At 33.8% G+C, this 21,795-nt stretch carries 18 protein-coding genes; 5 read left to right on the forward strand and 13 right to left on the reverse strand.

Going from position 1 to position 21,795, the window contains the following annotated elements:
* Positions 1-184: 184 nt before the first annotated feature.
* From AB674_RS18335 to AB674_RS18395, 13 genes are all read right to left on the reverse strand, one after another.
* Positions 185-694 (reverse strand): hypothetical protein, encoded by a 510-nt coding sequence (locus tag AB674_RS18335; protein WP_131701559.1) that lies wholly within the window; start codon positions 692-694, stop codon positions 185-187.
* 1 nt (position 695) lies between these two features.
* Positions 696-1,649, reverse strand: a complete 954-nt coding sequence (locus AB674_RS18340; protein WP_047778714.1) for a hypothetical protein — start codon at positions 1,647-1,649, stop codon at positions 696-698.
* A complete protein-coding gene (locus AB674_RS18345; RefSeq protein WP_047778715.1) occupies positions 1,633-2,157 on the reverse strand; it encodes a hypothetical protein in 525 nt (174 codons plus the stop codon). The genes AB674_RS18340 and AB674_RS18345 overlap by 17 nt, the downstream gene beginning before the upstream one ends.
* The gene (locus tag AB674_RS18350; protein ID WP_047778716.1) at positions 2,150-3,337 is read right to left on the reverse strand and encodes a hypothetical protein; all 1,188 of its coding nucleotides are present in this window, start codon (positions 3,335-3,337) and stop codon (positions 2,150-2,152) included. The genes AB674_RS18345 and AB674_RS18350 overlap by 8 nt, the downstream gene beginning before the upstream one ends.
* On the reverse strand, positions 3,337-5,241 hold the full coding sequence (locus AB674_RS18355) for a type II secretion system protein GspD (protein WP_047778717.1): 1,905 nt from the start codon (positions 5,239-5,241) through the stop codon (positions 3,337-3,339). Before AB674_RS18355 ends, AB674_RS18350 begins: the two co-directional genes overlap by 1 nt.
* 4 nt (positions 5,242-5,245) lie before the next feature.
* The gene (locus AB674_RS18360; protein WP_047778718.1) at positions 5,246-6,652 is read right to left on the reverse strand and encodes a GspE/PulE family protein; all 1,407 of its coding nucleotides are present in this window, start codon (positions 6,650-6,652) and stop codon (positions 5,246-5,248) included.
* The gene (locus AB674_RS18365) at positions 6,652-7,134 is read right to left on the reverse strand and encodes a prepilin peptidase (protein WP_047778719.1); all 483 of its coding nucleotides are present in this window, start codon (positions 7,132-7,134) and stop codon (positions 6,652-6,654) included. The genes AB674_RS18360 and AB674_RS18365 overlap by 1 nt, the downstream gene beginning before the upstream one ends.
* Position 7,135: 1 nt before the next feature.
* Positions 7,136-7,570, reverse strand: a complete 435-nt coding sequence (locus AB674_RS18370; RefSeq protein ID WP_047778720.1) for a type IV pilin protein — start codon at positions 7,568-7,570, stop codon at positions 7,136-7,138.
* Positions 7,571-7,643: 73 nt separating this feature from the next.
* Positions 7,644-8,765, reverse strand: a complete 1,122-nt coding sequence (locus tag AB674_RS18375) for a type II secretion system F family protein (protein WP_047778721.1) — start codon at positions 8,763-8,765, stop codon at positions 7,644-7,646.
* On the reverse strand, positions 8,765-9,262 hold the full coding sequence (locus tag AB674_RS18380; RefSeq protein WP_047778722.1) for a type II secretion system protein J: 498 nt from the start codon (positions 9,260-9,262) through the stop codon (positions 8,765-8,767). Before AB674_RS18380 ends, AB674_RS18375 begins: the two co-directional genes overlap by 1 nt.
* Positions 9,246-9,587: a hypothetical protein gene (locus AB674_RS18385; RefSeq protein ID WP_047778723.1), complete on the reverse strand. Its 342-nt coding sequence runs from the start codon at positions 9,585-9,587 to the stop codon at positions 9,246-9,248. The genes AB674_RS18380 and AB674_RS18385 overlap by 17 nt, the downstream gene beginning before the upstream one ends.
* Positions 9,562-10,773, reverse strand: a complete 1,212-nt coding sequence (locus tag AB674_RS18390) for a hypothetical protein (protein ID WP_047778724.1) — start codon at positions 10,771-10,773, stop codon at positions 9,562-9,564. The genes AB674_RS18385 and AB674_RS18390 overlap by 26 nt, the downstream gene beginning before the upstream one ends.
* Positions 10,773-11,603 (reverse strand): toxin-antitoxin system YwqK family antitoxin, encoded by an 831-nt coding sequence (locus AB674_RS18395; protein WP_047778725.1) that lies wholly within the window; start codon positions 11,601-11,603, stop codon positions 10,773-10,775. Before AB674_RS18395 ends, AB674_RS18390 begins: the two co-directional genes overlap by 1 nt.
* A 561-nt stretch (positions 11,604-12,164) precedes the next feature.
* On the opposite strand from AB674_RS18395, the gene AB674_RS18400 reads away from it, so the two are divergent.
* From AB674_RS18400 to AB674_RS18420, 5 genes are all read left to right on the forward strand, one after another.
* Positions 12,165-12,674 (forward strand): OmpH family outer membrane protein, encoded by a 510-nt coding sequence (locus tag AB674_RS18400; protein WP_165579395.1) that lies wholly within the window; start codon positions 12,165-12,167, stop codon positions 12,672-12,674.
* Positions 12,658-13,263, forward strand: a complete 606-nt coding sequence (locus AB674_RS18405) for a hypothetical protein (protein WP_047778727.1) — start codon at positions 12,658-12,660, stop codon at positions 13,261-13,263. Before AB674_RS18400 ends, AB674_RS18405 begins: the two co-directional genes overlap by 17 nt.
* Positions 13,260-18,923, forward strand: coding sequence for a hypothetical protein (locus AB674_RS18410; RefSeq protein ID WP_047778728.1), 5,664 nt, complete (start codon positions 13,260-13,262; stop codon positions 18,921-18,923). Before AB674_RS18405 ends, AB674_RS18410 begins: the two co-directional genes overlap by 4 nt.
* Positions 18,924-18,929: 6 nt before the next feature.
* Positions 18,930-20,555, forward strand: coding sequence for a DUF5977 domain-containing protein (locus AB674_RS18415; RefSeq protein ID WP_131701560.1), 1,626 nt, complete (start codon positions 18,930-18,932; stop codon positions 20,553-20,555).
* 177 nt (positions 20,556-20,732) lie between these two features.
* Positions 20,733-21,795, forward strand: a 1,063-nt coding sequence (locus tag AB674_RS18420) for a DUF5977 domain-containing protein (protein WP_047778730.1), incomplete at its 3' end; no start/stop codon positions are given.

The raw sequence follows: 21,795 nt of genomic DNA on the forward strand, positions 1-21,795 counted from the left end.
TTACTTTAGGTCTTTAAGTTTAGACCAAATACAAAAACCAGTTGAGGTGTAAGACTACAACTCAAATGCAATAAAGCCCAAACCGAAATAGGATTGGGCTTTTGTTTTGAATCAAAAAATCAGAAGACTTTTAAGAAATCCATGTTATAATAGTACTCCTTGCGGTTAAACCCCAAGCAAAGATTTATTGTTTTTTAATAATTCTACTTTGTGAATTGAAATAAACTTCAATAGAATCCTTGTAATTTTTTTTAACCAATACCCCATTTGAAGGAACATTAAGTCTTAACCGACATAATTTCGAATTAATTTTAAGCAAGACCAAATCTTCATTTCTTTCTTTAGATACAATGTATCCGTGATAAGACAACACGGGCCATTTGAGACTGTTATCTATTTTTGGAACTACAGCTGCAGTTGTTTTTTTTACAGGAATGTAATTCGAAATTACCTTTCTGGTGACAACAGTTGGAGTAGTTTGAAATTGTTTATTTAAGAACGGATCTCGATTTATTTTTTCTAATTCAAAAGTATCTTTGTTAATTTGATTGAGGGTTATATTCTTGAGTTGACTCTCGTTCTCCAAAGAAACCTCATTACTGGAAAACTGACGATTAATCGTCCTATAACCAACCGTTCCCCAAAGTGCAAGAACGGCTATAATTAGAATTATATTTATTTTCTTTTTTACCATTTTATTTAACAGTAAACTTAAATTTGGTGCTATTTGGACCAACATTTCCGGCGCCATCAATTGCTCTTATTCTCCAATAATAAACCCCTGCAGTAGAGAAGGATTGTTGAAGTGTTGTCGAATCGCTGTTTTGAGTTAGCATAATTATATTAAAATCGACATCATTGGAAAATTCCACTATATATGAAATTGGCGATTTTGCACTTCCCACATCATTTGGAATACTCCAGGTATAGTTCATACTCGAATTGATTGTTTGGGTTGAATTATCAGCAGGCAAAATATTTTTTGGCTGATTTGGATTAGTAGTATCGATATTGAATTTTCGTGCCGCGTATTGTTTTGTTTCCGAATCAATGTTTTTAGCCTTTAATCGCCATTCGTAATTTCCATCTTCCAGTGTTAGTAAATTGAGTGTAATAGAGGTATCCGTTATGTTAGGATTGGAATATACTTCTCGCCCTGTTACTGTATTGACAACTTTTACATTATAACTGCTGGCATAATTAAGAGCATCCCAATGTAAAGTCACATTAATAAAATTAACAAATTTATCATTTTCAGGACTTTTCAAGATCACTTGCTGATTGCTTAAATCTTTAGAAATTGTGGTCGAAAAATTAGAGGGAAAAGAATAAATAGACTCATAGGCATAATTCTCTCCTCTTACCCTCCAGACATAATCTCCAGCTTCTAAAGGTAAAGTTATGGCCGTTTTTGTAGTTAAAGAATCAAGTATCAATATTTGATCTGATCCATATACCTGAATACGATATTTATCGCTACCCTTCAGACTATTCCATTTAAAGCTGACCACGTTACTCTCAATTTCAGAATTATTTGTTGGTGAAAGAATTTGAACCGTATCGTCGCTAATATCTTCTTCAAGAATATCTTCGCAGGAATAGGTTAGGAATGACAAAAGAACTAGTATAATTTTATTTGTTGTTTTCATAGTTTTGAAAAATCATTTTTAAATGTAAAACTTCGGATTTATTATTATTTTTGGTTGTATAGAAACTCGTGCTGACTATTCTGGAAAGATTGAATTTTTTTTCAAAATCATAAGCTAGTTTTAAGAGCTGATTACTGTTGCCGGTTACGTCTAATTGATTGGTAATAATATGATAATCATCTTCAGGAAAATTATGTATGGGTTTCAGATCACTTATAGAAATTCCTGGGGAGTTTTCGGAAGCAAAACTTATAATACCTTGTTGTACCATTTCTTTTGATGCGCCTTCTTTTCCAATTATTTTATCTAAATAGGCAAGATCTCTTGTGAGACCATTTGTGTTTTTTGCTTTTTTATTAATGTTATCTGCTTTTTCTGATAGTATTCGATATTCTGTAATCACATCAAATAAAGCATGAAAAGATCTTTTATATGCGGTAAAAGACAACATAAAAAAGAGTACTATCAAAGCGTGAAATTTTTGTTTATAGGAATAATTCTCAAACATTTTTCAGTGTTATTTTTATTTCGAATATTGATTTGTTTTTTTTGTTTTTTTTTAGGCTGATGATTTCAAAGCGCTGTAGCCAATCCATTCTTTTTATGTCTTCAAGCCAGTTGTTAAAAGAGGATTCTTGAAAAGTTTCACCTTTAAGCAGGATGGTTTTGTTCTCAAAAAAAACTTTTTTATTTTCTTTATATTCTCCGCTTAGTGGTATAATGTTTAGCTCATTTAAAGAAATATCAGACGGAACAGATTTTATAATCTGATAACCGTAATAAGAAAGAAACTTGGAAGATAAAACACCCGATTCTTTTAAGATATTCAGTTTTTTTTCTTTTTGAGCTTCCAGATCCAAGATCAGTTGATACGATTGGTTCGAATATACGGTCTGGAGATTTAATTCTGCATTTTTGGTACCATAATATTGTATTAGAAAGTAGCTGACTAATAATGAAACAAGGAAACCAACAAGCATAATGACACCTAAGTAATGAAACGCTTTTTTATAAATAAGTTCTTCACTGTTCAATGTTTCATTGGTCGTTTTTGAAACACCTTCAGGCTGAACAAAAAAATGAATTATGGTGCCATAAAGCGGTAAAAAAGTAGAAGAAACACTATCTTCTCCAATTTTGTAGGCTACCGTTTTTACCGTTTCGTTTTGCTTGGTGAAACGCAATAATTTATCGTTCTCAAATTCTAAAGATAAATCAGTTGAAAACAGTATTTCTTTTTTTAAGGTATTGTTTAATAAAGCTGCCAAAAAAGAACCAATATAAACATCTATAACCTGGAACCCTTTTTTCTGAAATTTGGAAAGAGTTTCTTCTACAATGTTTTTTCTGCAAAAACTGATAAAATTAGAATTTGCTCCTTTGATGTCTGTGTAATAAATGGTATTATAATCAATGTTTTTCTGCCAATTTACATCAGCTTCATTTTCAAAATTAATTTCTTTATTTAAAACACCTTTTCCTTTTATTACAATTAGAAGAGGTATTTTTTTATCTGTTGTTTTGGCTAATATTTCAAAGTTTTCAAAAGTTTGTTTGGAAACAATAGTAATCTTATTCGCTTTCTTTTTAATAGAAAGCAGATTGTAAACTTCGCAGTCTTCTTTTTTAATTACACCAACGACATTTATGTCATTTAGCTTTATAAATTTAGATAAAGTCGCTAACATTAGTAAATAACTGTTGGTTTAATAAAAATGTGAAGCTTAGAATCATTTTTAGCTTTTTTCCTGCTGCTGAAGAACCATTTTATAACGGGAACCCTTGACAGTAGTGGAGTTCCTGTTCCTGAATTTTCTTTTTTCAATTCATCCAGACCACCGAGTAAAATCATTTCTCCGTTTTTTACGCGTACTAAAGATTCAAATTTTTGTGTAGCCTTTCCTGGAGGAGCATCTTCACCAACTCTGGCCAAAAAAGAACTCTTTTCTACCGCAATGGTCAATGTTACATTTTCGTCTGTAGAGACATGAGGTTTAATAGAAACACTCAAATTGGCATCAGTAGATTTCCATGTTCCCGAGTTTAGGATATCGTTTCCGATATTACTATTTATCAATCGGTTATTTTGCTCAAAATAATAACTGGTCTCACCAATTGATAATTTGGCTTCATGTCCGCTAATTGTAGCAATTTTAGGAGTAGATTCTATTTTTAAAACGGAGTTGTTTTCAAGGAGTTTTAGGTTTAAGTAAAACGATGAGGTTACTTTTCCTAATTTAAAAAGACCAAATCCGTTAAAAGCATCTATTAAACTATTTACCGAAGAACCGTTTAGCGTGACATCGGAGTTTGGAAATAAAACACCGCTCGTTTTAGGCGTATTAATTTTGTCTAAACCTGCTTTTAATCCTGTTTGTATGTCGTATGATTTGTTGTACTGAACAATAATGACTTCTATTTGTACCATTGGTACAACTTTGTCAATTTGTTTCATGTAAATTTTCAGTTCATTAAGGATCGATCTGGATCCTGAGACAATTAGCCCGTTTAGCTCTATAAATTCTTTTATTTCTAATTTTTCAGAAAAGAGTTTAGGCAGGGTATTAATAACAGATTCGATCGATCTGTTTTCTAATTGAATCAGTTCTGTAATTCTCAAACCCTCTGTTGCTTCTTCACCAATGATATAAAAATGATCCTGTTTTTTATAGGTATATTTTTTTCCCTTAAAAATATGTTCCAAGAGTTGATCGAAAGTTATATTATCTGCTGAAAGCGTTGTTTTTTCGTTTTCAGGTTTGTTGTATAAAAAGTAATTAATATGCAGTTTTTCTGCTGCTTCAGTCAACAAATCTGCGGCATCTGCAACAAAGGCATTTACTTGTAGAAATCCGTTTTTGTTGAGGTTTACGTCATAAAAACCAGGAACTCCAAGGTTTGCTTTAGGCTGTTTTGCTTTAGGGCTGTTGCTTTGTAAGCTGGCAGTAGCGGCTGTGTTTTTTTGTATAAAATAAACATCATTATTATCCTTAATCGCAGATAAATCATTTGATTTTGACATCATTTCGATAACCTGATCAAAAGGACGATTTAAAATATAAGAAGAGATTCGGATATTTTTTATATCCTGTGCCAGAATTAGATTTTTCCCCGATTTGTCAGTAATTGCTTTTGCAACCGCAGATAAAGTATCGTTTTCTATTTTTATGGATAAAAAATCATTTTCCGGATTGTAACTTACATCAATAAATTTGGGACGTTTTTTCTCAACGATGGCAATAATTTTCCTTTTTTTGAAAATGATAATGTTATTGGTGAAGCTAACTTCCAAATCATATTTCTGAACCAGATGTATCAACACATCTTTTACTGTTACATCAAAAAAGTTATTGGCTACCGGTTGATTTAGTTCTGTATCGACATCAATATTTAATTGATGTTCTTCGGCAATTGAAGCAATAAAATCATGTAAAGCGAGTCCTGAAACATCAATTTTAATGGTTTCATTCAGTCCTTTTTTTTGTATCGATAATTCGTCAAATTTTTTACTTAGTTCAACAATATCCTGCTGCGCTGAAATAATAGTGGTAAAAAATAACGCAGCTAGTACGTATGCAACCTGTTTAAGCATTTATTTATATGTTTATTAAAATTGAATATATTTCTTCCAGAGAAGTTTCCCCTGCGGCTAAGAGGTCAAAAGCTTTCTCAGGAAGAGATTTGTAATCTTTATTGTTGTGGTATAATTTTGTGATTGTGTTATTTTTAATCGCTTCTGTAATTACCGGATCGATAGTTAGAATTTCATAAATTGCCGTCCTGCCTTTATATCCGGTATGAAAACACGTATTACAACCCACAGGCTTATAATACGAGGTAATGTCATAAGGAAATTTAAAGTTTAAGGGAAAGTCTTTACTATTGCAGTTTGTTTCTTTTTTGCAATGATCGCAAAGTTTTCGAACCAATCTCTGAGCCACTGAAAGGTTTAAAGTTTCGGCAATTAAATAAGACGGAACCCCCATATCTATTAATCTGGAGATTGTTCCTATTGCAGAGTTGGTGTGTATCGTTGATAAAACCAAGTGGCCGGTCAATGAAGCCCGAATTGCCATTAGTGCCGTTTCCGAATCTCGAATTTCTCCCAGCATAATAACATCAGGATCTTGACGTAAAAACGATTTTAAAGCGGCAGAAAAGGTCAGGCCAATATCTTCTTTTAATTGTACCTGATTAATTCCTTTCAAAGTATATTCAATCGGATCTTCTACCGTAACAATATTTCTTCGGCTATCGTTTAATAATCTTAAGGTAGCATAAAGGGTCGTGGTTTTTCCCGATCCTGTTGGGCCGCTTATTAAGATGATTCCGTTTGGTTTTTTTACAGCTTCGAGGTAGTTTTCTAATTCTTCTTTTTGTAAACCCAAAGTACTCAAATCTATATTTGAGGCATCCTGACCTAAAAGACGCATCACTATTTTTTCTCCAAATAAAGTGGGTAAAATAGAGACCCTGATATCAAAGGATTCATTGGTAATTCTTCCGTCCTGTGGCAGTCTTTTTTCGGTAATATTTAATTTGGCTTTTATTTTAACCTTATTGACTAATTCGAGGTAATTATCACGTTCTATTTTGTAACGTTCAATTAGTTGTCCGTCGATCCTAAAACGAATACGGGAGGAATCTTCATAAACTTCAAAATGAATATCACTGCATTTTAAAGATTTAGCTTCAAGTAATAGATTTTCGAGAAAATCGCCTTTGTCAACATTTAAAGATTTATTGGAGTTTAATGCTCGCTCTTTTCTGTAATAAATTGACAATGCCTTTTCTATTTCTTCTGCTTGTATAGGATGAAAAACGATATTTTTTCCTAAAAAAAGCTCCAGCTCATCTTGTGCCTCTTCATTATTGTTCGAGTTATCAACATACAATTCTAAAGTATTTTCAAAGTAAGACTTTGGCAATATTCGATATTGATTGGCAAGGTCATTAGTGACCATATGTTGCACGTCAGATTGAATTACGATATCTTGTGTCATTATAAAAAAGTGATTTTTTGGAGAAACATAAAGTGGTCTTTCAGCAGTACAATCAGTAAAAACAGGGCTGAAAATCCAGCTAACGGAACCGTTTCTTCTTTCATAAATCTTTTTAATGCAGTTTGCAGGAAAATGGCAAATAAAAGAGACAATATGAAAAACAATATGTAATTTTTAAGTAAGAACAGAGGACTTATGGCCACGTAAAATAATAAATCACCCAATCCAAAATAATGTTGGAAGGGATTTAAAAACTTTTTAGCCTTAAAACTCATATAGGCCGTCAAAATGCTTAACGTAATTAAAAAGAAACTGATATTAGAAATAAGTATCGTACTTAAGATTTTAATTTTAGATAAAATCAGAAAGCAGGATAAAATGAAAATTACGATTGGCAGCGCAATGTGTATTCTTCTGTATTTTAAATCCTGAATAAAAATTACAATCAAACAAAGCAATAAAATGGCATAAGCTATTTTCAATTTATTCTTTTGTTACTTCAGTTAATATTTTTTTACTGTCAATTTCCCAAGTATTAAAACTACCGTCACCATCTAAGTCAGAAGTCGCAGTTGCTCTGGCAGAGAAGGATTCGTTTGTAGCATCCAGTATTTCGATTCGGTAAACCGCCTGTCCGCCTTCTTCTACCGTTTTCTCCTGTTCAAAACCAATTTCTTCTAAACTGCCGGAGTATTTTGAATGCTTATAAAAGTAACTTTTTTCAAGTCCATAAACCTGATTAAGCATCGCTTGTGCCTCAATGGCTTTTGCCTGTCCAATTACTGAGGTTTGATTGGGTAGCACCATCAGTAGTAATATACCAATGATACACAACACAATTAAAATTTCTGTTAGCGAGTAGGCTTTTACGCTAAATTTTTTGTTTAGCGTGTGGTATTTTTTAATCTTATTCAACATATATCTATTTTTTATTTTTATTAAACATTGTTAAGCAATTACAGTAAAACATAAATGAGTTTTACTTAAATAACTATTTATTTATAATCTTACTTAAATCAAACATTGGAGCATACATAGAAACCATAATTACACCTACAATGGCACCAATTACAATAATAATCATAGGCTCCAGAATAACGCCGATCATCTTGGTCTGATGACTTATTTCTTCGTTGTATTGCTCGGTTAAGCGCTCAAACATGCTCTCAAGCTGATTTACCTGTTCTGCGACTTCAACCATCGACACCATTTTGTTTTCAAATACAGGGTGTTTCTTTAAACTTTCATTTAGCGAAGCCCCTCTGGTGATATCTTCTTTTATTTGCTGAATGGCAATTTCAATCGGGTAAAAACCGATCATTTTTGCCGTTAATGTCAATGAATTTATAAGAGTTGTTTTAGAAGTAATCAGTAAATTCATGGCCTGGCAAAAACGTGAAATATATATTTTTCGAATCAGATTTCCGAAATACGGAATTTTAAGAATTATTTTTGTGGTAAACGATCTGTAGCTATCTTTCTCTTTTAACAGGACATGAATCGTTATTAATCCAATAATAATTCCAATGACAATAGAAAAAATCATTCCGGAATGATTGGATATTTTCAAGATAATTTGAGTGCTTTTTGGCAATTCGCTTCCAAATTGTTTAAAGACAGAGCTGAACATCGGAACTACTTTATTCAACATAAAATATAAAACCAGAACTGTTACCAGCATAACAATTGTAGGATAGGTCATAACCGAAATGATCTGTCTTTTTATCTGAATTTTTCGATTGAAATACTTTTGTAATTCCCCTAAAACTTCCTCCAGTTTTCTGGTTTCTTCTCCAATTTGAATGCTATAATACTCGTAAGCAGAAAATTGATTGCTCTCCCGCATTGATTCGTAAATGCTTCTTCCTTCGACGACTTTTTCTTTGATTCGAAGAATTAATTCCTTTTCAAATGTATTGCTCGATTGATTGCTTAAAATTTCGAGTGCTTTTTTAAAATCTACTCCCGAACGTAAAAGCATGCCTAGCTCTCTATAGAAAATTTCCTTTTTTTTGTCGGAAAGTTTTTTAGAAAACTGAAAAGAACCAGTTTGAATCTTGAGATCTTTTGTCTTGGCTTTTGGTGTTTTATAGGTCGTTAAATCGAAACTCATTATTTTTTAATCGTTTGTAATAGTTCGTTTGGATATACTCTTTTGTAAAAACTTAAATCCATTTCCTTTTCATTTGCTTTGATATTTAATTTCACTTTTTGGAAAACAAATTGCTCTGATTTACTTCTTACAGTGTCCAGTAGTATGCGATTAAATTTGACTCTGAAAGTATCAATGAAAGTTTCACTGTTTCTTAGAATATAATCTTCCGAGAATTGATAGGAAACACGTTCTCCTGTATATCCGTTTAAGTAAATTTCATTTTCGACAACGATCATTTTCTCTTTCTCAAAAATATCTTTGTTTAAGCTATAGGTTAATCGGTTTAAGTCGTTTATTAATTGATTTTGATTTTTAAAATCCAGCATTCTTCCCGTAATAATCGAAAAAATAACAAACAATATTCCCATGATAATAGCCGTAATAGCCATACCAACGACTGCTTCAATAATTGAAAAAGCAGGCAAGGATTGCAGGTTTTTACGGTTTTTGGACATAGAATTTTTTTTCAAATTTAGATTGGGTACTGTCTTTATATATTATTGAAATTTTTTTAAGATCATTGGTAATAGTTTCTTCTTCTATAAGCAGATTTTGGTTTTCGTTGTTGTTTAAAACAGAATCACTTTTTAATTCAGACAAATAGAAAAGTTCATTAACTTTATTCTGGGTGTTATAAAATTTAGCAGTTGTTTTTGGCGTATAGACAGAGGCAAAAATCAGGATTGCAAAATAGAGGCAGATTGAAATTATTGTCAGCGCAATAACCGATTCCAGTATAGAATTGGCGGGTACTTTACAACACTTTTTTGATAACACCATAGGTCGTTTTTTGAGTATTGAACAAAGGGATAGAAATAAAATAATCAGGTCGTTTTGTGGTATTAATTTCGATATTACTGATGAGGTTTTCATAGCTGGACGATCCGGTTTTCATAAAAAAGCGATTGGTATAAACCGAACCGTAAACATTGCTTTCCAACATTAGTTTTCCGGTGCAGTACAAATCGCCAAACAATAAGCCATCTTTCTCTATTTCGATGCTGTTTTTATCAATCTCTTCGGGCGTAGTACCAAACAGGACAATTGCTCCCGTTATTTTACATTCTTTTTTTATTTTTATTTTAGCTTCCTCTTTATTCACATTGTAAACACAAACGACCGATGGATAGTTTAAAGTTACTTTTTTTTCGAGTTCAATTCCATGAGTCGCAAAAGCTTGAACAGTTCCTTTAAAACCCTCTTCAAATGTTATTTTTGGAGCCATCAAAATAACATCTTCCAACACTGCGTTTTTCTTTACCCGTATAGAATCTTCAGATCGTAAAATAAAGTTGCCTTTGAAAATAACATTAGCCAAAATTGATTTTACTTGAATTTCTTGAGTAACCTTATTAAATGAATTATAATATAAAGAGTCCTTGATTTTCTCTAGATCGGAAAGTTGTACTTGTTCGGATTTTATATTTGAAAACAACGTTTTAAAATTCGGATTTAGTTCCGGTAATTTTATATCTGAGAGTGTATTTTCCCCTTGTACAGTGAGTTGATTTAAACTGTTGTCGATATAAGAAGTTTCAATAAAAGTACGAGGCAATTGATTGTTTCCGATGAGGTTTACTTTTCCGGAATAAGAGAGAGATTTGGATAAATTGGTTAAGTAAATCGCAGTTTTATCGGTATGTCGTGCCCCAACAAAATGTACTGACGATACAGTATCGTTAGCAAGATATGAATTGGCTATAACCAAAGAGAGTAATCCGTATTGTTTAGTTTCATAGCTGCCTTCAATCTCTGAGTCCTCGTCTTTTTCGATTATTGTAACGACAGTTTTATTCCCTAAGGCAAAGTTTAAAACAGATTGATTTTGAATGTAAAGTTCTTCCTGTAAGTTGTAATAAAGATTGAGTTGATTGTACAAATTTGAAAAATACAGTAGTGCACCACATATAATTGATACAATCAAGCAGACATAAATGGCATACAACAAACTGTGAGCTCTAATCATTATTCTGGAGCTTTATCCTTCTTTTTAAAAAGATTTTTAAAGAAATTCTTTAATTTTGACTCTTTTTTTGGTTCATTTTTAGCTTTTAGCTTGGCGTCTTTTTGATTTTTTTTCGCCGTTTTTTTTGAAGCAGCTTTTGATTCGGCTTCTTTTCTAGCCTCTTCTTTTTTCTTTGCCTTTTCTTCTTTATTTTTAGCTTTATAACCGTCAAGTTTAGCAGCATCAGAAGTTTCTTCTGCTTCTTTTTGTTTCTTTTTGGCTTCTTCTAATCGGACATTGTCCTGCTGAATACGATATTTTTCTGATCTTGTAAAAGTTTCTTTTTCTTTTACCACCAAACCTTTTCGGTACGTTACTGTCTCTTTACTTTCGATGTTACTCCATTTTCCTGTTTTGAGATTCGAGCTGTATTTACCATTTTCAACTAGATTGCCGCTTTCATCGTATCTGAAATATTTCCCGGATCTGAATCCATTGCTGTAGGTTAGGGTAGTAGCTAAAATACCATTCTGATGCCAGGTTTTCCATAAACCGATACGAAGTCCGTTTTTAAATTGACCTTGTTCCGCCAATTGATTGTTATGATACATTTTAACAAATTTATCATCTAATAAATCGCCAGCAATACCACCTTGGGCTTCATGTATTAATCCGCCTTTAAACCAATAGTAAGTTTTGTTTTCTTTGGGAGTTATCTTTTTGTCTGAAGTGTAAAATTCGTATCTGTATTCTTTATCAGTGATCCTTTTTATCAGGTAAGGATCAGCAAAAGATAGCAGTGTAAAAGCAAAAAGTAGTAGAATATAATGCGGTATTTTGTGTGTTTTCAAGGGGTTATTATGATTTTAAAAGGTGCGCAAGTTACTTTTTTTTCTTTTCATTATCAATGAAACGTCAGTTTGTTAGGACTAATTTTTTTGTAAATAATGTTTTAAAGTCTTACTTGTTGATTAGGTGTGTTTTAGGTTTTTGTAAAACGTATTTTTGATAAAGGGTATTATTAATTTCATTATGATACTTGTTAACTTAGAAATAATAGTGGAAATTTTGCAATTTTTAAAGAGTACAAAGACCATTGGTTAAAACCAACAATGAGTCAAATTCGGATTAATTAGTGAGGATTTTTTCATTTTAAAGAAATCTTACTGCATTAAAAAAAGAACAGTAATTAGAATAGTTACGGGTTAAATTTTTATTTTTTTTCGTGTTAAAAATTTTGGATACTTTACTGTTTAAATATTTGATTTTTAGTGTGGTATATTTTGCTGATAATTTATAATTTAACTTTTTTTTATGTTATTTTCTGTTGTTTTAAATAAATTTTAGCCTTTTTTGGTGGTAAATTCTTAAAAAACAATACTTTTGCCGCTCCTAAGAAAATGGGATTATTTATGTTTAAATACGAATTTACGGCTAAATTTATTGCTAAAGTGTTGGCAGTAAGTTTGCTAATTGTTTTATTGCTTTCGTTTTATTTTATTAAATCGAATAAAGAGATTGTTTATGTTGACTCTGTTAAACTATTTGATGGTTTTGTGATGACCAAAGAAATGAAGAAGGTAGGAGAGAAAGAGTTTAATTCAAGAAAAGCAGTTTTAGATAATTTATACGCCACTTTGCAAAACCCTGAAACTTCTGAAGCTGTAAAAGCGCAATTAATGCAGGAGTTTGTAAGAGGCAAAGAAGAATTTCACCAATTTGAGCAAGCTTTTATTTCAGAAGAATCTTCAAAAATTTGGAAAAGAATCAAAAGTTATTCCTCAGAATTCTCCAAAGACAAAGATTACAAGCTGATTATTGGTTCCGACAGTCAGTCTAATGTTTTGTTTGCAGATGACGAGATTGATGTAACAGATGATTTACTTATCTACTTAAATAAAAAATATGAAGGACTTAACTAAAATTGTTTTTGTCCTCGCGTTTATTATTTTGTCTTCTTGCAAAAAAGATAAAGAAACAACAACCTCAGATGATTCAGAGATTAGAGACCGCTATTTCAACCTCGAAAAAATAGGTTGGAAATCTCGCATTTATACACAAAAGGTTGAAGATGTTGGTTTTATCGCCACAGAAGTTCCTGTTCAATATTACTTATTAAAAGATTTGGGGAATGAAGACCTAAAGACCGTAGATTCTATTTATGAAGAAAATAAGCGGGAAAGAGTTGTAGAATTTACTTTCCAGCAAGAAGAAGAGAAAGATCTGCTTGATAAAAAATTTACAGGTATGGATTACACCGCTGCCGTAAAATATATGTCATTTGGACTTGAGAAAGACTTTTATGTTATCACCTCCAAAAAGGACACGATTGCTTGCTCAGGAGTTACCTACGAACGAAGTTACAAAATTGCACCTTATCAAAAAGTACTGCTATTCTTCTCTGGAATCGACCCGAATGAAAAAATTCAATTAGTATATACTGATTTCCTTTTTAGAAAAGGAACTCTCAAATTTCAATTTAAAGATACCTACACCCAAATAGCCTTATGATTACGCAAAAAAAAATAAGTAAATTTAAAAAAACGGTGGCTATTTACTTAGCAATGATGATTCTGTTGGAAACCTTCCAGCCTATGCAGCTTTATGCATTGACAGGAGGGCCTTCTCAGCCGGAATTTGAATCGTTTACGCCCATAGGAACATCAGACATGGTGGATTTATCCAGCGGTGATTTTAACTATAATATTCCGATAATGGATGTGGGAGGATATCCTCTAAACTTAGCTTACAACTCGGGTGTGACTATGGATCAGGAAGCTTCGTGGGTTGGTCTTGGTTGGAATCTTGACGTGGGGCAAATTACCAGGCAGTTACGCGGTTTACCGGATGACTTTAATGGAGATGAAATGATCTATGAAAATAGTTTGAAACCTAATATAACGATTGGTTCCAATGTGAATGTCTTTGGAACTGCTTTTGGATTTAAAGAATCAAGAGCAAAAGCAAGTGTAGGATTAGCAGTTAAATTCAATAATTATGATGGAGTTACCGTAACATCAAGTGCGGGTTTGAGTTATCAAATAAGTAACAATCTTTCGGTGGGTATGAATATTGCGTCTTCAGCCTCTGAAGGTGTTTCGGTATCGCCAAGTCTTTCTTTTAGTCAAAGAATCACTGGGGCAGATAAAGGTAATAATGCGTTGGGAGCTAGTTTAGGAGTGAGTTATAATAGCAGAAAAGGTGTGGAAAGTATGACGCTGTCAACTTTTGCAAGTAAATCATTTACTAAGAGTACTAAAGATGCAGCGGGCAGGACTATAACAGTTGCAGGTAATGAATCTACCGACTTAAATTCAAGTACCCTTTCATTTGTAGATGCATCATTTACACCTGTTAAAAGAGTTGGGATGGCATCATCAAATTATATGTTTAGTGTGAATATAGAAGGTGAGGTTTGGGGAATTGAGCCGGGAATGAAATTTTCCGGTTATATAACGAGTCAAGGTATCAGAGATTCCGAAAAGTATAAGTCTGAAAAAGCATTTGGTTTTGAGAATACTTATAACGCCGGAAAATCAGATGTTTTAGATTTCAACAGAGAAAAAGACAGGACATTTAATAAAAATACAACTTCATTACCGATCACGAATAATACTTACGATTTATACAGTATTCAAGGTCAGGGAATTTCGGGAATGTATCGTCCGTACAAATCTCAGGTAGGGTATGTATATGATAACGCAACTACAGACGTGAGTTCGGGAGGATCATTAGGTTTAGAATTTGGTGCCGGTGGTGGAGTGCACGTAGGTGTAGACGGTACGATGACTTTGGGTAACAGCCATTCGAGAGTATGGGAAAACTCTAATCCTGCTCTGGGGCGGTTTAAAGAAAAAAAAAGCAAGAGTCCTGATTACGAGAAAGTGTTTTTTAAGACCATTGGAGGAAACCATGTGGATCAGGAATTAAGTCTTTTAAACAACAAATTAGGAGGATATAGCCCTATAAGGTTAGAGATCGAAGGAGGTAAATTCTCAAGGAGAACCAGTCAAAAATATCATGTAAAAGATAAGACTGATGGTATCGAAAAAGAATTTGACGGAGCGGGCTCGTTACTGCGTGACAAACGTTTATCAAGAAACCAAGCTATCCAAAAATTAACGCGTACAGAAGCCAAAGCATACGGCTCAGATTTGATAAGTCCTTATTCACTTAAAGGGAAACACGATCACCACACTACCGAAATAAAAGTAACAAAGGAAGGTGGAGAACGCTATATTTATGGTAGAGCTGCTTATAATATAGTCAAAAAGGAAGTTACATTTGATGTTGGTAATAATCCTGTCCACTATAAAGAGGGATTAGTTGAATATGGAGGAAACGATAATTCGACCAGAAATAAACGGGAGGGTGATGAGTATTTCAACCGTATTACTACGCCATCTTATGCACATTCGTATTTGTTAACCTCAGTTTTATCACCAGATTACCAGGATATTAAAGGTGATGGACTTACAGATGACGATTTGGGAACATACACCAAATTTGAGTACGAAAACAAAAATAAAGATAAAGGGAATACTTACAAATGGAGAATTCCATTTAGAGGGAATATGGCCAATCATGATGAAGGTCTAAGATCAAGTCAAAAAGATAATAAAGGAAATTATATATACGGAGAGAAAGAATTATTATATGTTAAAAAAATTATAACAAAAACACATATAGCTCTTTTTCATCTTTCTGAAAGAAATGATGGATATGGAGTTGCGGGCGAAAACGGATCGATAGGTAAAGATTCAAAAATGTACAAACTGGACAGTATTTCGTTGTATTCTAAACCGGAATATGATGCTAAAATTAAAAAAGGAGAAGTGCCAATAGCAATCAAAAAAGCACACTTTGAGTATAATTATAGTTTATGTCAGGGTGTAGACAATAATATTAATGCAGCGGAAAAGGATGCATTTGCTGGACAAAAAGGGAAATTAACACTAACGAAGGTTTATTTTACCTATAAAAATTCGAAGATGGGAAAATTTACGCCCTATGTCTTTAAATATGCTCCAAAAGTGTTGACGGAGAATACAAATGGCACACCAAATGAAAACTACAAAATTGAAGAAGATGTAGTAAACAACCCGGTTTATGATATGAAGGGATATGATGTCTGGGGTAGTTACAGACCATCCCTTGCACATGTAAATGGTAGTACAACCGGTAACTTATCAAATGCAGAATATCCATATATAGATCAAAATGATCGGGTAAAGGCAGACCAATATGCTTCGGCATGGCTGTTAAAAGCGATACGACTGCCGTCGGGTGGTGAAATCGAAGTTAATTTTGAATCAGATGATTATGCTTTTGTTCAGGATAAACAAGCGATGCAAATGTTCAAAGTTGTGGGCAGTGGAGATAGGACGCCGAGGAATTTGGATGACATTAATACTACTATTAAAAAGAGAGCTATAGGTGAATATGTCTATGTTGAGATTGATAAAGATATGGATGAAAAAACCTTTAAAGAGAGTTATTTAAAAACGGTTGGTACAGAAGAAAACCCGCTTTATTTTAGATTCCTGCTCAATATGGTTGATCCAAGTCCTCTGGCTGGTGGAAGTACAGATAAGTATGATTATGTAACAGGTTATGTTCAAATAAATGCCGACAAAAACTGTGGTTTTTTTGCAACAAAAGACGGAAAAAATTATGCTTCCATTCCTGTGTTGTATGTGGGAGAAGGGGATGGATTTAGCGAAAAAACGGATAGAGATACAAACCCAATACAAAAAGCAGGATGGAATTTTGGAAGACAAAACCTAAATCGTCTTGTTTATAGTTTAGGCAATAAAGAAGATACCTCTGATGTAAAAGGGATTATTATGGAACTGATTGGATCTATGTCTAGTCTCTTAGACATTTTTGAGGGACCAAATACCCAATTAAGAGAAAAGGAAATTGCCAGCATGTTTGTCACCGGGAAGTCATGGGTCCGCCTTATGAATACTAATAATTGCAAAATAGGGGGAGGAAGCAGAGTTAAGAAAATAGAACTCCATGACCAATGGAATGTGATGACTGAGAATATTGAGAACAATCTTTATAAGCAATCATACGGGCAAGAATATAAGTACACTGACGAACATGGGAAATCTTCGGGCGTTGCAACCTATGAACCATTAGGATCTAAAGAAAATCCATTTGTTAAACCTTTTTACGACAGAAGTAAAAGAGATTTATTGCTAGGTGCGGAAAGTGAAAATTATGTCGAGGAGCCATTAGGAGAATCCTTCTTTCCTAATCCGAAAGTTACGTATAGCCGTGTAACGGTATCGAATTTGGCACGAAAGAAAACCGAGAACAATCAAAACATGGTAGTAAAAAAGCATGCAACAGGATCTGTGGTGACGGAATTTTATACTTCAAAAGAGTTTCCGACGATTGTTGACAAAACAACTTTATCGTCCAATTTTGATTCATCAACAGCTTTAGCGGGTATAATGAATCTGAATGTTAGAAACCATATTTCTTTAGCGCAGGGATTTTCTGTACATACCAATGATATGGATGGAAAAATGAAAAGCCAGAAAGTGTTTGGAGAAGGACAGAGTAAAGTTATTTCTGAAGTTGAGTATAAGTATAGTGTAGAATCTAATCCCGGAGATATAAATAAGGGACGATTAAATAATATCATTGAAACAATCGATTCAAAAGGAGCGATCGATAAAAAAATGGTGGGTGTTGATTATGATGTTATAAACGATTTTAGAGAAAATAAAACCAAATCTACAACTGGTGGGGTTCATTTAAATATTGCAACGCTTCCTTTTACGATAATTATCGTTGTTGTTCCTACCCCTATTCCAAGTTTTAGCGGGCACGAAGATCAAATTAGAATCGCTACAACAACAAAAGTTATTCACAGTTCAGGAATATTGGTAGAAAAGATTGCGCGTGATGTCAGTGCAGTAGTTTCTACAAAGAATCTGGCTTGGGATGCAGCTACAGGAGAAATTTTGTTAACGGAAACAATCAATGAGTATGGTGATAACTATTTTAATTTCAATTTCCCTGCCTATTGGGGGTATGATGGTATGAGTCAGGCAGTTAAAAATGCTGATTTTACATCTAAAATTGAAAAATTCAATGAAGGTTACAAGTGTGATGGAGATACAAAAGAAGCCGATTATTTAATAAATGGCGATGAGGTATATGTCACAGGATTTGATGCTGAAGACAATAGAATCGATTCCAGAGCCTGGGTTGTTAAAGTAGAGAATGAAAGTTTTAAACTTATTGATTTACAAGGAAAGTTGATTAAAAACATTGATAAATCAGGAAAAATTAAAGTAATTCGTTCCGGTCATCGCAACATGCAAATGGCAGGAATGGCAAGCATTACTTCAATGAGAAACCCATTATACAATTATGATGCAAACAATGAGATTGTTTCAATGAAAGAAAACATTGGAACGAATCCATTTGAATCCGGAGATGCAAGTAATAGAATTGTAAACGCCTCTGCCATATTGTATAAAGATATTTGGCCTTCACAATGTGAATGTAATTTACCTAAAATGGTATTCAATGAAAAAGGCGAATTGCAACATGAGTATGAAAAAACAACTTCAGCTAGTGATGATGCAGACGCGGCTAATTTTTATAACCCGTATGTGTACAACGTTCTTGGAAATTGGAGAGCAAACAGATCATACGCTTACCTGACCGGAAGAAACTATACCGAAGATCCGACACCTCGTAAAACTGGCTTTTTTGCAGATTTTTATCCGCTTTATGTCATGTTAGATAATAAATGGGGAATTTCAACTCATAAAAACAAATGGACGTCAGCTTCAGAAGTGACACAATACAATCCGTACGGACAGGAAGTTGAAAACAAAGATGCTTTAAATCGATATTCATCTGCTATATATGGTTATAACAACAGACTACCTGTTGCTGTAGCTTCTAATACGGAATATAGCGAATTGGCTTCTGATGGATTCGAAGATTATGATAGCAATCCTGATTGTGCAAAAGCGTCTCATTTTGACTACAAAGCACAATTAAAGCAAAATAATATTAGTGTTAGCACAACGCAATCGCATACAGGAAGAAAGAGTCTAAAGGTGGCTCCAAGCCAGAAGGCAATAGTGAAAAAACAGGTAATTCCTTGTCTAACACCAAAAACGGCTGCAAAAAAGTAATAATTTATGACTCACATGAAATTAACCAGTACATTAATTTTTAGCTTTTTTTGTATTCTTAGTACGAGCACAATATTTTCTCATAAGTTAAAAAAGGAAACTATTGGATTTACTGTAGTAGAAGGAAAAATATTTCTTAAGAAGTCCGGAACTACCGCACAAAACGGGAGTCTGGAAATTAGTATCTCAGGAGAGAAATATCCGGATTCTAAAAGAAGAAATAAAGCGATTTTTAGGAAAGACAATACAATCTCGCAGAATTCAAAGACAATTGACGAAAAATCTTTTGTTGTTATGGAAGCAGATATTTCTGCGGAAGAAAAAAGGTTTTTAAGAGAAATTTATAGTATTGCCTTAAACAAAAGTTTTTTAACAGGTTGGGATTTTAATAAACCTGTAAAAACTTATGCGGAAGAATCTAAATTAGGATGGAAAGGAGTAACAGTGACCAATGGACACATTACGGAACTTTATTTTCCTGCGGATGTAAATCTAAAGGGAATCATTCCTCGAAGCATAGTTGCGCTTAGGTATTTAGAAAGTTTTTCTATTACGGAAAATGCAAATCTCTTTGGACAATTACCTCAGGAAATGGGGCAATTACTTAACCTGAAATATCTTCAGATTAGTTATACCGGTGTGACCGGTTTGGTTCCGGATTTTGTTAATTGTCAGGCATTAAAAAAAGTGCTTTTAAACAATAATAAATTAGATTCTTTACCGGCAAATTTTAAAGCAGTAACAGCAAAAGTAGTGGTGAATTTAAGTAACAATAGTTTTAATGAACTTGATTCGGTGTTACCTGCAATGGAAAATATACCGGAGAATAATGCTAAATCTAAGAGAAGTACTAATGAAAAAAGTACCGATTTAAGAGGCGCTTCATTTAGTTCAACAATAGTTCCGAGTAGCGAATGTATTCCAATTATTGGAGAGATTGTGGTAGATAAATGTAAGACCAATGTTAGGGCAACGCCATCTTCACAAACAATCAAACCCGGAAGTGCAACCAGTATCTCTTTAACATCTTCAGTTCCGGGCACCATTTTTAAATGGGAAGTAGTCTCTAATGGCGCCTCCGGTGCTTTAGCGGGAACCGGAAATACAATTACTCAGATACTAACTAAAACAGGAGCTGCTGCCGGATTAGTTGTTTATACGGTAACGCCAATTTTGGGTACTTGCCCGGGAAGACCTATAAACGTAGTTATTAATGTAGAACTTTTATATACGAATAGTGTCAAAAGTGGTTCTTTCGTTAGAAACAATTGTGGTGCAGGAGGAACAGCGATTGCCGTAACCTATACAGTACCGGCCAATACATATTTTTCTTCTTCTTCTCAGGCTGAAGCAGACACACTAGCTCAAAATGATGTAGATACAAAGGGGCAGAATTATGCCAATACAACTGGAACCTGTTCTTATCTATTTGGGAATAATCCAAAAGGGGATTTTTTTACAAATGAGACCTGTGGTGGAAATCAAGAACCCGAGGTTGTAAGTTACAACGTTCAGGCAAACACTTATTTTGCAGCAACTCAAGAGGAGGCAGATCAATTAGCGCAAGATGATGTTTATGCTAACGGGCAAGCTTATGCTAATAGTCAAGGAGGATGTACTCCAATAAGGTAAATCATCACCTGTAGGAGGGCCAAGAAAATTTAGTGAAGTTAACATGACATTAATAAAGGATTGAGATAGGTGTTCTTGTATAAAAACGATCTCTGGGCAATTCTATTTTAAAAATAATTAATTCCGGTTAAAAAAGAGACTGTCGGTTTTAAAAGTCGCAGCATAATAAAATTAAAAATGAAGAATATTTTTAAAACAAAGAAACAATGGAGCATGACTTTTATAGTGATGTTTTACTCATTAGTTTCATTTGCTCAGGATTGTCCATCCATTATAGGGGTGATTAAAACGACTCCTACGAAATTTCCTGAAACTTGTTTAGCAGATGTTTTTGCTAGTCCTTCTGCGCAAACGATTTCTACAGGGGAGACGACCGCTATTAGTTTGGTAGCAACTAAACCCAATACAACATATAGTTGGACCGTAACCCAGGTTGGTTTAACCGGCGCGACTTCGGGTACCGGAAATGCGATAAGACAGCAATTAACAAATATAGGTAGCGAAACAGCATTTGCAACTTATGTGGTAATTCCTAAATTAGGAAATTGTTCAGGTGCACCAGTTACGATTGTAGTTAATGTAAGACCTTTATATAGAAACATTGTCAAAAATAGCACGTTCACCAAAAACAATTGTGGAAACGGAGCAATAGGATCTACTGTAATTTATACGGTAGCTGAGGGAACCTACACAGGAACGACACAGCTTGCAGCTGATGCTTTGGCAGAAAATGATAGTAAGACTAATGGTCAGGCTTATGCCGATGCCAATGGTACGTGTAGTTTTGAGAATGTGGTTAAAAGCGGATTTGTCAGAGACAATTGTGCTCCGGGAGGAATCGGATCTGCAGTAGTTTATACAGTAGGGGTAGGAAAATATAGAGCAGCTACTCAGGCCGCAGCTGATTTATTAGCACAAAACGATGGACAAGCTTATGCCAATGCCAATGGCACTTGTACTTTTAGCAGTACCAAAAGCGGTTCTTTCACAAAAAACAACTGTGATGTTGGAGGAACGGGATCGGTAGTAGTGTATTCAAAAATGATTACCTCAATTATCTCTCAGGAAGATGCGGATACTTTAGCACAAGATGATGTAAATCTGAATGGACAGGCTAATGCGAATAAAACGGGAACCTGTAGTTTTGGCAATGTTGCTAAAAGTGGATTTGTGAGAAACAATTGTGCCGTAGGTGGAATTGGATCTGCAGTAGTTTATACAGTAGCAGCAGGAAAATATA

Source organism: Flavobacterium sp. ABG (genome assembly GCF_001027725.1).
GTDB lineage: Bacteria > Bacteroidota > Bacteroidia > Flavobacteriales > Flavobacteriaceae > Flavobacterium > Flavobacterium cupriresistens.